Raw genomic sequence first — 16377 nt, 5'->3', positions numbered from 1 at the left:
GGCGTCCCGAGGTGACCGGGCGAGGGCCCGCCACGGTGCCCGCGGCCGGCTCTGCTCGCGGTGCTGCGTCTTCTTCCCTATGGGCCCCCGGCCGCCGGCGGCAGTCTGCTGCAAAACACCGCTTGGAGGCTCACAGTGACAGCAGGACCGGCCCACGACAAGGCTCCGATCGACGTCGACCCCGGCGCGGCATCCTTCGCGCAGCGCCGCCTGTGGTTCCTGGACCAGTTGGCCGGTTCTTCCACCGGTTCCATGCTTCCGCTGGTCCTGCGGCTGCGGGGTCCGCTGGACGCGGACCGGCTGGAGCGGTCGCTGTCCGGCATCGTGGCGCGGCACGAGGTGCTGCGCACCCGGTTCCGCGCCGTCGGCGGGGAGCCCGTCCCGGTGGTCGACCCGCCCGCGGACCTCGCACTGGAGCATGTCGAGGCGGACGGGCCGGAGCAGTTGTTCGCGCGCCGGCTGGGGCGCCCCGTCGACCTGTCGGCGCAGCACCCGGTGCGGGCCGTGCTCGCCCGCGTCGCCCCCGACGAGCACCTGCTGCTCGTGGAGGTGCACCACATCGCCGTGGACGGCTGGTCATGGGGCGTCCTGCTGGACGAACTCGCCGCCGGCTACCGGGGTGAGCCGGTGGCCCCGCCCGCCCTGCGCCACACCGACCTGGCCCGCGCCCAGTCCGAACGGCTGCGCGGCGAGCGGCTGGAGCGGCTCCTGGGCCACTGGCGCGAGCGGCTGCGCGGTCTCACCCCGCTCGACCTGCCCACGGACCGGCCGCGCCCGCGGGTCTGGGACGGCTCCGGCGACGTGGTCCGCTTCGACCTGCCGGCCGGCCTGGTCACCGCGGTCGACGCCCTCGCCCGCTCCCGGCGCGTCACCCGGTACACCCTCCTGCTCACCGCCTACCAGGCACTTCTCGGGCACTGGGCGGGCCGTACCGACGTCGCCGTGTGCAGCACGCTCGCCGACCGGGCCCGGCGCGGCGCCGATACGCTCATCGGACCCCTGGTCAACACCGTCGTGCTCCGCGCCGACCTGGCCGGCAGACCCGGCTTCGGCACCCTGCTGGACCGGGCGCGCGGTCGCGTGCCGGTGGACCTGGCCCACGCCGAGGCCCCCTTCGACCTCGTCGTCGGTGCCCTCGGCGGCTCCCGGGACCTGTCCCGCCACCCGCTCGCCCAGGCGTCGTTCACCCTGCTCAACGCACCGATCCAGCCGGTGCGGATGCCCGGCCTGGAGGTGACGCTGGTCGAGCCGCCGCTCACCGAGACCCCGCTGGACGTCTTCCTGGACCTGACCCTGCGGACCGACGGCAGCGTCGCCGCCGTCCTCCAGTACGCCACCGCTCTCTTCGACGCCGCCACCATGCGGGCCTTCGCCGGCACCTACACGGCCCTGCTCAGGGCGGTCCTCGCCGATCCGGACACTCCCGTGCAGGACCTGCTGCGTGCCCTGTCCGACGGGCCCGCCGGCCGCGGCCGGCCCCGGCCCGAGTGGCACCGGGCACCCGGCCGGCCGGCCGGGCCCGCGGAGCCGGTCGCCTTCCGCGGTGATCCCGAGGCCACCGCCCTGCGCTGCGGCGAGGACAGCGTCAGCTACGCCGGGCTCGACGCCATGACCGGCTCACTGGCCGCCGCGCTGCGCGACGCCGGGGTGGGCGCGGGCGATGCCGTGGGCGTGCTCCTGCGCCGCGGCCCGTGGTCGGTCGCCGCCGTCGGGGGGGTCTGGCGGGCGGGGGGCGTCTACGTGCCACTCGACCCGGAGCTGCCCGCCGAGCGGCTGCGGTACATGGCCGGGGAGGCACGGCTGGCCTGCGTGGTCACCGAACCCGCCACCGCCGGCCTCGCCGCGCCGCTCGCACCGGTCACGGTGGACGTCGCCGCGCTCTCCCCGGCCGCGGACGCCCCCCGCCACCGGCCGCACCCCCGGGAACTGGCCCACGTCATCTTCACCTCCGGCTCCACCGGCCGTCCCAAGGCGGTCGGCGTGGAACACGCCGCCCTCGCCTCGCACGTCGCGGCCGCCCGGCGGCGTTTCGGGATCACCTCCGCGGACCGCGTGCTGGCCTTCGCCTCCTTCGCCTTCGACGCCTCCCTCGACCAGGTGCTGCCCGCCCTCACCTGCGGCGCCACCGTCGTCATGCGGCCCGACGAACCCTGGCTGCCCACGCAGCTGCCGGAGATCGTCCAGCGGTACGGCCTCACCGTCGTCAACGTGCCGCCCACCTACTGGTCGGAGCTCACGCTCTCCCTCGACCGGCGGCTGGCCGGCGCCCTGGGCTCCCTGCGGCTGCTGATCCTCGGCGGCGAGGCCGTCCCGGCCGACACCCTCGCCGTGTGGCGCGCCGCCGTGCCCGGGGTGCGGGTCTGCAACGCGTACGGGCCCACCGAGACCACGGTCACCGCCACCACCCACGACGCCGACGGCCCGCCGGGGGACACCGTGCCCATCGGCAGGCCGCTCGGCGGCCGCAGCGTGTACGTCGTCGACGCGGACGGCGAACCGGTGCCGGTCGGTGTGGGGGGCGAGCTCCTCATCGGCGGCACGGAGGTGGCCCGTGGCTACCTCGGGCGCCCCGCTCTCACCGCCGAGCGCTTCGTGCCCGACCCCTTCGGGCCGCCCGGTGGCCGCCTCTACCGCACCGGCGACCTCGTGCGCTGGACACCCGGCGGCGAGCTGGAGTTCCTGGGCCGCAGTGACGACCAGGTCAAGATCCGCGGCTTCCGGATCGAACTGGGCGAGGTGGAGACCGTGCTGCGCGCATGCCCGTCGGTCGGCGCCGCCGCCGTGCGCCCCGACCGGGCCACCGGACGCAGCCTGACCGGCTACGTCGTCCCCGCCCCGGACGCGACCGCCGCCCCCGGCCGGGCGGAACTGCGCGCCTGGTGCGCCCGCCACCTGCCGCACTACGCCGTGCCGTCCGAGTTCGTCGTCCTGGACGCCCTGCCGGTCGGCGTGTCCGGGAAGCTCGACCGCTCCGCACTGCCCGACCCGGCACACACCCGGTCCGCCGACGACCCCGCGTACACCGCGCCCCGCGACGAGACCGAGCGGATCGTCGCCGAGGTGTGGGCCGACGTCCTGGGCCTGGACCGGATCGGCATCGACGACGGCTTCTTCGACCTCGGCGGCCACTCGCTGCTCGCCACCATGGCGGTCTCCCGGATCGCCGCGCGCCTCGGCCGGGAGATCGAACTGCGCACCCTCTTCGAGCACCCCACCGTCCGCGCGTTCGCCCCGAAGGTGGCCGCGGCCCGCGCCGGCGGCACCGCCGAGGTCGTCCCGGTGGACCGGGGCGGGCCGCTGCCGCTGTCCTTCGCGCAGGAACGACTGTGGTTCCTGGACCGCACCTCCGACCGGGGCGACGCGTATCTGCTGTGGTACTGCTGGCGGGTGCGCGGCGGCCTGGACCGTGCCGCGTGGCAGGGGGCCCTGGACGACCTCGTCGAACGCCACGAGGTGCTGCGCACGGCCCTCGTCGAGTCCGACGGGCGCCCCGTGCAGCAGGTCTGCGACCCGGCCGCGGTGCCCCTGCTGTGGGAGCCGGCACCGCAGGCCCCGGACGAGGCGGAACGCGTGGCGGCCGTACGGCGCCTGGCCACGGCGCACGCCACCCGCCGCTTCGACCTGGCACGGCCGCCGCTGCTGCGGGCCGGCGTGTGGGAGCTGCGCGACGACGACCACGTGGTCCTGCTCGCCTTCCACCACGCCGTCACCGACGGCTGGTCCAAGGGCGTGCTGCTGGACGAACTGGGTCGCCACTACACGGCCCGCCTGGCCGGCGGGCGTGCCTCGATCGCGCCGCTGCCGGTGCAGTACGGCGACTACGCCGTGTGGCAGCGCGAGCGTGCCGAGAACGGGGCACTGGAACCGCAACTCGCTTACTGGGAGCGGGTCCTGGAGAACGCTCCCGTGCTGGACCTGCCCACCGACCGGCCGAGGCCCGCGGCCTTCACCGGCCGGGGCGGCGCGGTCGAGATCGACCTGCCCGGCGCGCTCGTCGACCGGGTCGACGCCCTCGCCCGCGAGCGCGGGGCGACCCGCTTCATGGTGCTGCTGGCCGCCGCGCAGACGGTGCTGGCCCGCTGGACGGGACAGACCGACATCTGCGTGGGCACCCCCGTCGCCGGACGCGGACGGCTCGAACTGGAACCGCTGATCGGCTTCTTCGTCAACACCGTCGTCCTGCGCACCGACCTGTCCGGGCGGCCCTCCTTCGCTTCCCTCGTGGACCGGGTGCGCGACGTCGTCCTGGGCGCCTTCGACCACCAGGGGGTGCCGTTCGAGCAGGTCGTGGAACGGCTGCGCCCGGAACGCGACCTGTCCCGCAATCCGCTCTTCCAGGCCATGGTCGACGTCCAGGAGTCCTCCGCGGCCGGCACCGGCCTGCCCGGTACGGAGACGGCCGACTTCGCGCTGCCCTGGGGGTCGGCCAAGTTCGACCTGACCGCCACCTTCGTCATCCGGCCGGGCCGCTTCGCACTCAACGTCGAGTACGCCGCCGACCTGTTCGACCCGGACACCGCGACCCGGTTCGCCCGCCACGTCGGCCGCGTCCTCGAGGCCCTGCTGGCGGACCCCGCCACGCGCGCCGACGAGGCCGCCCTGCTCTCGGCGGACGAGCGGCGCCACCTCCTCGCCGGTGCCGGCCGGGACGCGGAGCCGGCGCCGCCGTTCGAGGTGGCGGGCCCGCCGCACGCCCCGGCCGTCGTCTGCGGGGACACGGTGCTCGACCATGCCCGCCTGGACGCCCTCACCGGCGGGCTGGCCTCGGCACTGGTCCGCGCGGGCACGGTCCCCGGCGACGCCGTGGGGGTGTGCGTCGGCCGCGGCATTTGGTCCGTGGCGGCGATGCTCGCCGTCTGGCGGGCGGGCGGCGTCCACGTCCCGCTCGACCCCCGGCTGCCCGAGGACCGGCTGCGGTACATGTGCGAGGAGGCCGCGGTACGGCACCTGGTGTGCGACGCGGGCACGCGGGACCGCGCCGCCGCCCTCGGGACCGCCGCCGTCGACGTCGGCGACGTCCTCCCCGACCCCGCCGGCCCTCGTCACACCCCCCACCGCGACGACCTCGCCTACGTCATCTTCACCTCCGGCTCCACCGGCCGTCCCAAGGCCGTCGGCGTGGAGCACCACGCCCTGGACGCGCATGTCGCCACCGCCCGCGAGACGTTCGGGCTGACCGCGCGGGACCGGGTGCTCACCTTCGCCTCCACGTCCTTCGACGCCTCGCTCGAGCAGATCCTGCCCGGGCTGAGCACCGGGGCGACGGTGCTGGTGCGCCCCGGCGAGATCTGGACGCCGGAGGAGCTCGCCGCGTACGTCGCCGCCGAACGGGTGACGGTCATGGAGCTGACCCCCTCGTACTGGACGGAGCTGGTGGCCCGCCTGGACGCCCTGGCGCCCCTGCTGACCTCCCTGCGGCTGCTGGTGACCGGAGGGGAGACGCTGCCCGCCGACCCCCTGGCGCGCTGGTTCGCCCATCTGCCCGGCGTGCCCGTGGTCAACACCTACGGGCCCACCGAGACGGTGATCTCCGCCACCGCGCACACCGTCGCCGCGGCCCCGGCCGGCCGGGTGCCCATCGGCCGGCCCCTGGGCAGCCGCCGTGCCTATGTGCTCGACCCGCTCGGCGAACCCGTCCCGACCGGTGTACCCGGCGAACTCCTCCTCGGCGGACCGGAGACGGCGCGCGGTTACCTCGGTCGGCCCGCCCTGACCGCCGAGCGGTTCGTCCCCGATCCGTTCGGCAGGCCCGGCGGCCGTCTCTACCGCACCGGTGACGTCGTCCGCCGGCTGCCCGACGGTAACCTGGAGTTCCTCGGCCGCAACGACGACCAGGTCAAGATCCGCGGCTTCCGCGTCGAACCGGGAGAGGCCGAAGCGGTGCTGCGCGCGCACCCCGGGGTGCGCGGCGCGGCCGTCGTGGTGCGCCCCCTGGGCGGCGAGACGGCGCTCGTCGGTTACGCCGCGGGCGACGGGCTGTCCGAGGAGTCGCTGCGCACGCACTGCCGGGCCCGTCTGCCCCACTACCTCGTGCCGGCTGCGTTCGTCCTCCTGGACGCCCTGCCCCTGACCGTGCAGGGCAAGCTGGACACCGCCGCCCTGCCCGGGCCCGAGGCCTCCGCTCCGCAGGCCGGCGTCGCACCGCGCACCCCGGCCGAGACGGTCGTGGCGCAGATCTGGTGCGAGGTGCTCGACCTGCCGAAGGTCGGCGTCCACGACGACTTCTTCGCCCTGGGCGGCCACTCCCTGCGCGCGGTCGCGGTCGCCTCCCGGCTGCGGACCGCGTTCGACTGCCCGCTCCAGGTCCGCGACCTGTTCGAGCACCCCACCGTGGAGCGGCTCGCCGCCGAGGTGGAGCGGCGCCTGCTGGAACTCATCTCGCAGATGAGCGACGACGAGATCGACCTGTCCCTCACGGCCGACCTCTGACGCCCTCCCCCGGCGGCCGCACCCGCCGTCCCTGCGGCCGACGCGGCCGCCGGACGGCGGGCGCCGCCCGGCGACCGCGGCCCCGCCGACTTCCTCCTTCACCAGAACCGAGATCGGAGCGCCCCCATGACCACACCCGACGTGCGTCCCGGCCCCGTCACCACCGGCGGCACCCTCTCTCCTGCCGCCCGGCGGCTGCTGGAACAGCGGCTGCGCGGCCGGGCGGCCGCCCGGGACACCGGCCCGGCCCGGGTCCGGCCGCGCCCGGAGCGGATCCCGCTGTCCGCTGCCCAGCAGCGCCTCTACTTCCTGGACCGGATCGACCCCGGGGCGCCGACCTACCTGCTCCCCGCCGCCTGGCGTCTGACCGGTCCGCTGGACGTGCCGGCCCTCACCGCGGCCGTCGCCGGCCTGGTCGACCGGCACGAGCAGCTGCGCGTGGTCTTCCCCGAGCACGAGGGCGTCCCCCACCAGCGGGTGCTGCCCGCGGGCGGCACGGTCCTGGAGGTGGCCGAGGTGACCGGCGAGGACGCCGGGGAGCGCGAAGGCCGGCTGGCGGCCGCCGTGCACGCGGCCGCGCTGCGCCCCTTCGACCTCGCCCGCGAGCCCGCCTTCCGCGCCACCCTCGTACGCGCCGCCGCCGAGGACCACGTCCTCGTCCTGGGCATGCACCACATCGTCTCCGACGGCTGGTCCCTCGACCTCCTGGTCCGCGACCTGGCCGAGCTGTACCGCGCCGCGACGCGCGGACGTGCCGCGGAGTTGCCCGAACTTCCGCTGGACTACACCGACTACGCGCTCTGGCAGCGCGAGAGCGACCAGTCCGCCGCGCTGGAGCACTGGCGCACCCGCCTGGCCGGGCTCACCCCGCTGGAACTGCCGGCCGACCACCCCCGCCCGGAGACCCCCTCCGGCCGTGGGGCCGTCCACCGCGTCACCCTGCCGCCCGCCCTCACCGGCGCGCTCGCCGCACTGGGCCACCGCGCCGGGACCACCCCCTACATGACCGTGCTGGCCGCGTTCCAGGCCGCGCTCGCCTTCCACACCGGACAGCAGGACATCGCCGTCGGCACCGTCGTGGCCAACCGGGAACGCGCCGAGACCGAGCAGCTCGTCGGCTTCTTCGTGAACACCCTCGTGCTGCGCGGCGATCTGTCCGGCGACCCGACCCCGGCCGCGCTGCTCGCCCGTACCCGGGACCTGGTCCTGGAGGCCTTCCAGCACCAGTCCGTCCCGTTCGAGCGGGTCGTCGACGCGCTCAGCCCCGACCGCGACCTGGCCCGCAACCCGCTGGTGCAGGTGCTCTACACGCAGTCCGGCGCCGCCACGCCCGGCTTCTCCCTCGGCGGCGCGGCCGGGACCCCGTATCCGATCGGCCTGACCACCGCCAAGTTCGACCTCACCCTGGACCTGCGCGACGGCGAGGACGGCACCGAGCTGGCCTTCGTCTACCGGCCCGACCTCTTCGAGGAGGTCACGGTCGCCGCCCTCGCCCGGCACACCGTCACCCTGCTCGAGGCCTTCTGCGCCCACCCCGACACCCCGCTCAGCGGCATCGACCCGCTCACCCCCGCCGAACGCGGCCACCTCCTCGGCCCCGACGGCCCCGCGAACAGCGGTGCCGTCGTCGCCCCCGAGCCGCGGACCGCGCCCGACAGGTTCGCCGGGCACGCGGCCCGCACCCCGCACGCCGTCGCCGTCAGCGGATCCGGCCGCTCCCTGACCTACGCCCTGCTCGACGCCCGCGCCTCGGCCCTCGCGCGGCGGCTGCGCGCCGCCGGGGTGACCCGCGGCTCGCTCGTCGGCGTCTGCCTCGGCCGCACCCCCGACCTGGCGGCCGCCCTGCTCGGCATCTGGCGGGCCGGCGCCGCCTACCTCCCGCTCGACCCCTCCCATCCGAGGGCACGGCGCGAGTTCACCGTCACCGACGCCGGGATCGACTGGATCGTCACCGACACCGCCACCCGCGCCGCCGTGGACTGCCTGCCCGCCCGGCTCGTGCTGCTCGACGAGCCCGGCCAGGAGCACACCGCCGACGACGGCGGGGACGTCCGGCCGGCCCCCGGCGACCTCGCCTACGTCATCTACACCTCCGGCTCCACCGGCCGCCCCAAGGGCGTGGAGGTCACCCACGCCAACCTGGCCTGGCTGCTCGCCGCGGCCGACCACCACTTCGACTTCGGCCCCGCCGACGTGTGGACGCTGATGCACTCGCCCGCCTTCGACTTCTCCGTGTGGGAACTGTGGGCGCCGCTCAGCGGCGGCGGACGCGTCGTCGTGCTGGACGCGGACGAGGTGCGCGACCCGGCGGCCGTGCACCGCGTGCTGCGCGAGGAGCGCGTCACCGTCCTCAACCAGACCCCCGGTGCCTTCAAGGGCCTACGCGCCCACCTCGAGGACGCCGGAGCCGGCTTCGACGACCTGGCCCTGCGCACGGTGATCTTCGGCGGTGACGCCTTCGACGTGCGCGACTATCGCGACTGGTTCGCCGCCCCCGGGCGCCGGCCCGCCCTGGTGAACATGTACGGCATCACCGAGACCTGCGTGCACGTCACGATCCACACCGTGACGGAGGACGACGTCCGCGGCACGGTCCGCTCCCCGATCGGACGGCCGCTCGCCGGACAGCACGGGTACGTCCTCGACCCCTGGGGCCGGCTCGTCCCGCCCGGCACCGTCGGCGAGCTGTACGTCTCCGGCGGCGGCGTCGCCCGCGGCTACCGCAACCGGCCCGCACTGACCGCCGAACGGTTCGTGGAGAACCCCTTCGGCGCCCCCGGCGCCCGCATGTACCGCACCGGCGACCTGGTGCGCGTGCTGCCCGACGGCCGGCTGGCCTATGTGGGCCGGGCCGACCACCAGGTGAAGATCCGCGGGTACCGGATCGAGCCGGGCGAGATCGAGACCGCGCTGCGCGCCCTGCCCGGCGTCCGGGACGTCGCCGTGGTGGCCCGCGCCGACGGCGGCACGGCCCGGCTGGTCGCGCACGTCGTCACACCCGAGGCCCGCCCGCTCGACCCGCCCGCCCTGCGCGAGGGACTGCGGCTGAGCCTGCCCGACTACATGGTCCCGGCGCTGTTCGTCCGCCACGAGCGGCTGCCGCTGACCGCCAACGGGAAGGTCGACCGCGCCGCGCTGACCGCCGTGCACGCGGACGCCGCGGGAGACCGCGCCCACGTGCCCGCCGAGGGGCCGGTCGAGCAGACCCTGGCCGGGGTGTGGAGCCAGGTCCTCGGCACCGAACACGTCGGCCGCACCGACAACTTCTTCGACCTCGGCGGCGACTCCATCCTCGCCCTGCGGCTCGTCGGGCTGGGCCGTCTCGCCGGGCTCGCGTTCACCGTGGCCGACGTCTTCCGCGCCCGCACCCTGGCCGACCTGGCCGCGCTCGTCACCGAGGCGGCCGACGAACCGGAACCCGTCGCCCCGTTCTCTCAGCTCGACCCCGCCGACGCCGGCCGGCTGCCGGACCACCTCGCGGACGCCTATCCGCTCACCATGCTCCAGGCGGGCATGCTGCACGAGATGCTCGCCGACCCCCGGCGGGGCGCCTACCACAACGTCACCGATCTGAAGATCAGCGTCCCCGAGGGCTTCGACCTCGGCGCCTTCCAGGCCGCCGTGGACGCGGTGGTCGCCGGCCACCCCATCCTGCGCACCTCCGTCGACCTCGTCTCCTACCGTGAGCCCCTCCAGCTCGTCCACCGCACCGCCCACCTCCCGGTCGGCTACACCGACCTGCGCGGGCTGCCGCGCGAGGAGCAGCGGGCGCGACTGCGCCGCTTCGTCGACGAGGAGTTCGACCGCCGCTTCGACCTGGCCGCCGCCCCGCTGGTCCGCATCCACCTGCACCACGTCACCGACCACGACCTGCGGCTCGTCCTCACCGACTGCCACGTCGTGCTGGACGGCTGGAGCCTGACCTCCCTCGTCGCCGACCTGCTCGCGCTGCACCGGGAGGCCGTCGCCCACCGCACCGCACCGCAGCCGCCGAACGCGCCCCCGTTCGCCGAGTACGTCGCCCTGGAACGCGCCGCGACGCGGAGCGAGGAGTCGCTGGCGTACTGGCGCGACCGGCTCGCCGAGCTGCGTCCGGTCACCCTGCGCCGCCGCACCGACGGCGCCGCGGACGACCACCCGCCGGTCCACGAGGTCCGCCGCTCCTACGCCCACCTCGCCGAACGCATCGGCCGGCTCGCCAGGGAAGCGGGCGTGCCGCGCCGCACCGTGCTCGTGGCCGCCTTCCACCACACCATGAGCCTGTTCGCCGGCCGCGACGACGACGCACCCGGGCACAGCATCGGCCTGGTCACCAACGGCAGGCCCGAACTGCCCGGCGCCGACCGGATGCGCGGCCTGTTCCTCAACACCGTCCCGTTCGGGGTGGCCCGCCCGCGCGGCACCTGGCTCGGCTACCTGCGGGACGTCTTCCGGGCCGAGCAGGCCATGCTGCCGCACCGCAGGGTCCCCCTGGTCCGCATCGCCGAGCTGCGGCCCACCGAACCGCGGCTGACCGACGCCGTCTTCAACTACGTCAACTTCCACCGCCTCTCCCACGACTCCTGGGACGACTCCCTGGAGATCGCCCGCACCATGTTCCCGCTGCTGGTCAACGCCAGTGTCAACGCCTTCACCCTCGACGCCGACCCGGAGTACGTCGCCCCAGCCACCGCCGAGCAACTGGCCGACGTGTACTGCGCGCAGCTGGAGGCCATGACCGCCGACCCCGCGGGCCGCGTCACCCGGCCCGCGCTCACCGGGGCCGCCCGCGCCACCGCCCTCGGGGAATGGGCCCGCGGCCCCGTCGTCCCGTCCTCCCCGCTGCTCCTGCACGAGCACATCGCCGGCCACGCCGCCCGCACCCCGGACGCGACCGCCGTCGAGCACCTCGGGCAGCGGCTCACGTACGCGGAACTGAACGAACAGGCGGAGCAGTTGGCGCGCCGGCTGCGGCGGCTCGGCGTGGGCCCCGAGACGGTGGTCGGCATCTGCGCCGAACGCGGCCCGGACCTGGTGCGCGCCGCCGTCGGCGTGCTGCGCTCCGGCGGCGCCTTCCTGCCGCTGGACCCGCAACACCCGGCCGAGCGGCTCGCGTTCATGGCGAGCGACAGCGGCATGCGCGTGCTGCTGACCCAGCGGCCGCTGGCCGGCACGGTGCCGTTCGACGGGCCGGTCGTCCACCTCGACGCCCCCGCGGAGCACGAGGAGCCCGTACCGGGCGGCCGGGATGCCGACGCCGACACCCTGGCCTACATCATCTACACCTCGGGCTCCACCGGCGTCCCCAAGGGCGTCGCCATCCCGCACCGCGGCCTGTCCAACATGCTCGAGGGCCAGCGCGACCTGGTGGACCCCACCCCCGAGGACCGCGTCCTGCAGTTCGCCTCGTTCGGATTCGACGCCTCGATCCTGGAACTGACCTGGTCCCTCTCCAACGGCGGCTGCCTGGTCACCGCGCCGAGGGACGACCTGCGTCCGGGACCCGACCTGGCGCGCACCTTGCGCCAGAACCGGATCACCGCCGCCATGCTGCCGCCCAGCGCCCTCGCCGTCCTCGGCGAGGACGCCTTCCCCGACCTGGCGGTGCTGCAGGTGGCCGGCGAGGCCTGCCCGGCCGAACTCGCCGACGTGTGGTCGCGCGGCCGCCGCTTCCAGAACGTCTACGGCCTCACCGAGACCTCCGTGTGGTCCGTCGCCGCCGAGCTGAGCCCCGGAGGGGGCCGCCCGCCCGTCGGCACCCCGATACGCAACACCCGGGTCCACGTCCTGGACGACGACCTCCAGCCGGTCCCGGCCGGCGTCCCCGGCGAGATCTACCTCGGCGGCGACGCCGTGGGCCGCGGCTACCTGGGCCGGCCCGCGCTGACCGCCGCCACCTATGTCCCCGACCCCTACGGTGCCCCCGGCGACCGCCTGTGCCGCACCGGCGACCTCGGCACGCACCGGCCGGACGGCTCCGTGGAATGGCTGGGCCGGCGCGACTCCCAGGTCAAGCTCCGCGGCTTCCGCATCGAGCTGGGCGAGATCGAACACGCCCTCCGTCAGCTCCCGGACGTCCGGCAGGCGGTGGTCCTGCACCGCACGGACCTGCCCGGCGAACCGGCCCTCGTCGCCTACCTCGTCGTCTCCGGGGCGCAGCGGCCCGGTCCGGAGGAACTGCGCGGCGCCCTGCGGGCCTCCCTGCCCGGGTACATGGTGCCCGCGCGGTACGTCGTCCTCGACGAGATGCCGGTCAACCGCAGCGGCAAGATCGACAAGCGGGCGCTGCCCCTGCCGCCGGCCGAGGCCGACCGCACGGACACCGAGTACGTCGCCCCGTCCGGTGCGGCGGAGAAGATCCTCGCCGAGATCTGGCGCGAGGTCCTCGGCCTGTCCCGGATCGGCGTCCACGACGACTTCTTCCGCATCGGCGGCAGTTCTTTGTCCACCGTCCGCGTGTCCCTCATGGCCGCCGCGCGCGGCCTGCCGGTCTCCGTCGGCGACCTGATCGAGCACCCCACCCTGGCCCGGCTCGCCCGGCACGCGGTCCGGGCGGCGGGCGAGGGCCTGCCGGCCGCCGTCACCTCCGAGGTACGGCTGCGCGAAGGCACCGGGGAGCCCCTGTGGTGTGTGCATCCCACCGGCGGCAGCGCCGCCTGGTTCGTCCCGCTCGCCCGCGCCCTTCCGCCCGGCCGCCCCGTGCACGCCTTCCAGGCGCGGGGTCTGCTCGGCGGCACCGACCCGAGCACCGTGACCGGCATCGCCGCCAACTACGTCGCCGAGATCACCGAACGCGGCGGCACCGGCCCGCACGCCCTGCTCGGCTGGTCCATGGGCGCCAACATCGCGCTGGAGATGGCCACCCAGCTCCACCGGGCCGGACACGCCGTCGCCCCGCTGGTCCTCATCGAGCCCTACCTGCCCAACCCCGCCGCCCGCGCCCGGCTCCTGGGCGTCACCCGGGACCTGCGCGAGGCGCTGCGCCAGCGCGACCGGCTGCGCGACCTGCCGCCCTCCCGGCAGCGCGACCGGGCGAGCGCCGAACTCACCGCCACCCTGCTCGGGGCCGGTATGAGCCCGTCGGAGGCCGCCCTCGTCGAGGGCGCACCGATCGAGGTGTGGCACTCGCTGCTCGCCGCCCTCGCCGCGTACGAGGTCCGCCCGTACCCCGGTCACGTGCACCTCGTGGTGGGCAGCGAGGCCGCGGGGCTGCCGCGCGGCCGGACCATGCCCGGCCTGGACGTCGACTACGACACCTACGTCGCGCGCTGGCGCGAGGTGGCCGGCGACGGGCTGACGCTGCACGTCAGCGAAGGCGACCACATGTCGATGATGGCCGAACCGCGGGTGCGCGGCATAGCCGGCCTGCTCACCGGCATCGAGAGCGCCGGCACCACCCGGACCGCCGGACCCGGCGCCGCCGCCGGACGCGACCGGACGGGAGAGACCCGATGACCACCCACACCCCCGTCTTCACCGAGCGCTACCTGCTCTCCCCCGACATGATCGCCGACCCCTACGGCCACCTCGACGCGCTGCGCGACCACGCGCCCGTCCACTGGAGCCCCCTGCACCACTCCTGGCTCGTCACCGGTTACGACCAGGTGATGCGCTGCCTGCGCGACCCCGCGGTCTCCGCCGACCGGGTGCGGCCCCTGATGGACGCCGTCCCGCAGGGCGCCCGCGAGGACGCCGAGCGGGCCTTCGGGATCCTCTCGCGCTGGATGGTCTTCAACGACCCGCCCGAGCACCGCAGGCTCCGCCAGGTCTTCCAGGAGGCGTTCGCCGCCCGCGCCGTGGCCCGCTACCGCGCCTTCACCGAGAAGGCGACCCGGGCCGTCCTCGCCCGCAGGGCGACACCCGGCCGCACCGGCGACCTCCTGGCCGACGTCGCCAAACCGCTGCCCGCCCTGGTGTTCGCCCGCTGGCTCGGCATCCCGCCCACCGACGGGCCCTCCTTCTGGTACTGGAACACCCGCGTCGCCGACCTCGTCCTGGGCACCGCCCAGGAGGAGAGCGAGTACCGCGCCTCCCTCCAGGCGCTGGTGAGCCTCGACGACTACCTCGGCGCCCTCGTCGCCCGGCGCCGCGCCGAGCCCGGCGACGACCTGATCAGCCAGGTGCTCCGGGAGGGCCGGGTCGGCGACTCGGTCACCGAGGAGGAGTTCACCGGGATGCTCACCCAGATGGCGTTCGCCGGCGGGGAGACCACCAGCAACCTCATCGCCAACACCGTCCTGGCCCTGCACACCCGGCCCGACCAGCTGGCCGCCGTCCGTGCCGAACCCGAACTGGCCCAGGGGGCGGTGGAGGAGACCCTGCGCCTGGACGGCCCGTCCAAGATGTCCATCCGCACCGCCGCCCGCGACCTGGACCTCGACGGCCGCACCCTGCGCGCCGGGGACCGGATCTTCCTCGTCACCGCCGCCGCCAACCGCGACCCGGCCCGCTTCCCCGACCCCGGCCGGTTCGACGTCCGCCGCTCCAGCGCCACCCACCTCGGATTCGGCTTCGGCGCCCACTTCTGCATCGGCGCCGCCCTGGCCCGCCTGGTCGCCGTGGCCGCCGTCCGCACGCTGGTGTGCGACCACCCCGGCCTGACCCTCGCCGACCCCGGCCGTCCCGCCTGGCAGCCCTCCCTGCTCAACCGCGGGCTCACCGCTCTGCCCGTCCACTACTGACCGGCCCCCGGTCCGACGAAAGGCTTCCCATGGCCACCACCCTGACCGACGCCGGCCCACGCCTGTGGGCCCCCGTCCGTCACCGGTCCTTCCGGCTCCTGTGGACGGGGCAGGCGCTGTCCCTGCTGGGCGACGGCTTCAGCGTCGTCGCGTTCTCCTGGATCACCCTCGGCCTGACCGGATCCACCCTCGCCCTCGGCTACGTGCTGGCGTTCCAGGCCGTCCCCCGCGCCCTGTTCACCCTGGTCGGCGGCAGTCTGGGCGACTCGATGTCCCCGCGCTCCCTCATGGTCGCCTCCAGCTGGACGCGGGCCGTCCTGATGGCGGCGGTCGGAGTGGCCGGGCTGACCGGCAACCTGACGGTGTGGATGCTGTGCGCCGCGGCCGCCGCCTTCGGCACCGTCGACGCCTTCTTCCAGCCCGCGCGCGTCTCCGTCCTGCCCTCGGTGGTCGACGACGACCTGCTCACCCCGGCCAACGCGCTGATGGGGGCCGGGGCGCGGACCGCCGCCGTCGTCGGACCGGCCGTCGGCGGCCTCGTCATCGCGCTGACCCAGGCCCCGGTCGCGTTCCTCGTCGACGCCGTCTGCTTCGCCCTGTGCGGCCTGTGCGTGGCCCGCGTCCGCACCCGCCCCAGGGCTCCCCGCGCCGGCGCGGACGGCGCTCCGGAGAAGCAGGCTTCCCTGGCCGCCCGCATCCGCGAGGGCATCACGTACACCACCCGCGATCCGCGGCTGCGGACCGTGGTCGTCCTCGACACCGCCGTCAACTTCTGTTACGCCGGGCCCTTCACGGTCGGCTTCGCCACCCTGGCCGACCAGGTGCTGCGCGGCGGCTCGGCCACGCTCGGCGTGCTCAACGGCTCCCTCGCCGCGGGGGCCGTCCTCGGCACGCTCGCCGGCGGCGCCCTCGGCGGGCGGCCCAGGGTCGGGCTGCTGGTCGCCGCCCTGGCCGGCTGGCTCGGCGCGGGCATGGCGGTCCTCGGCCTGGTGCACAGCACCCCGGTCGTCGTGGCGACCGTCCTCGCCATGGGCTTCGCCATCGGTTTCCAGGGCGTGTTCGGGCTGAGCTGGATCCAGCGGAACATCCCGCAGGACGTACTCGCCCGTGTGGTCTCCGTCGACATGGTCCTCGGTTACGCCGTCGCCCCGCTGTCGCTGATCGTGTGCGGGGCGCTGGCCGGCCGGGACGTCTCCGCGCTGTTCGGGGTGGTGGCCGCGGTGCTCGCCGCGACCGGACTGGCGGTGCTGGGGTCCAGGGCGGTGCGCGAGATGCGCTAGGCGCCCGC

The 16377-nt window shown here is 75.6% G+C and carries 4 protein-coding genes; all 4 read left to right on the top strand.

Features of this window, described 5'->3' with window-relative positions:
- Positions 1–135 precede the first annotated feature (135 nt).
- Positions 136–6429, top strand: a complete 6294-nt coding sequence (locus BU52_RS04870; protein WP_051857913.1) for a non-ribosomal peptide synthetase — start codon at positions 136–138, stop codon at positions 6427–6429.
- A gap of 126 nt (positions 6430–6555) precedes the next feature.
- Positions 6556–13863: a non-ribosomal peptide synthetase gene (locus BU52_RS04865; RefSeq protein WP_051857910.1), complete on the top strand. Its 7308-nt coding sequence runs from the start codon at positions 6556–6558 to the stop codon at positions 13861–13863.
- Positions 13860–15089 (top strand): cytochrome P450, encoded by a 1230-nt coding sequence (locus BU52_RS36770; RefSeq protein ID WP_037928592.1) that lies wholly within the window; start codon positions 13860–13862, stop codon positions 15087–15089. The genes BU52_RS04865 and BU52_RS36770 overlap by 4 nt, the downstream gene beginning before the upstream one ends.
- A gap of 29 nt (positions 15090–15118) precedes the next feature.
- On the top strand, positions 15119–16369 hold the full coding sequence (locus BU52_RS04855) for an MFS transporter (RefSeq protein ID WP_037928589.1): 1251 nt from the start codon (positions 15119–15121) through the stop codon (positions 16367–16369).
- Positions 16370–16377: the final 8 nt, after the last annotated feature.

The organism is Streptomyces toyocaensis (assembly GCF_000725125.1).
GTDB lineage: Bacteria > Actinomycetota > Actinomycetes > Streptomycetales > Streptomycetaceae > Streptomyces > Streptomyces toyocaensis.
This window is presented reverse-complemented; position numbering and strand designations above follow the sequence as displayed.